This window comes from Klebsiella sp. C349492 (genome assembly GCF_042055345.1).
In the GTDB taxonomy this organism is placed as follows: domain Bacteria; phylum Pseudomonadota; class Gammaproteobacteria; order Enterobacterales; family Enterobacteriaceae; genus Klebsiella; species Klebsiella scottii.
Genome location: NZ_JANQCE010000038.1, coordinates 1 through 295, shown reverse-complemented (window position 1 = coordinate 295; position 295 = coordinate 1). Strand labels below are relative to the sequence as shown.

Below are 295 nucleotides of genomic sequence, written 5' to 3'. Positions count from 1 at the left end.
TTGCACAGTAATATCAGACATTCTTCATTCTCCAGTTAACGGGAATTCGTTTTCTTAAAATATTCTTCTCGGTCAGTCTCCAGCAGAAATATCGGTTTGCTTTCTACTGGTTCGGCATCAATAAACAGGCTACCAAAATCAGGGCGTGACTCGCCGGGCAGAGTTCCTCTGGCTTCGGCCTCGATTTCATCACGCTGCTCGTCGATACGCTGCAGGCGGCGCTGACGGCGTTTCTCCTGCAGGGTCTCCATTTTGCTAACCGGCATAGCGGCGCGTTTATTGCCGCCAAATATCG

At 50.2% G+C, this 295-nt stretch carries 1 pseudogene; it reads right to left on the bottom strand.

What is annotated here, in order from left to right:
- Positions 1-35 precede the first annotated feature (35 nt).
- Positions 36-295, bottom strand: a pseudogene (locus tag NWP14_RS27870) (transposase); the annotation flags it as partial.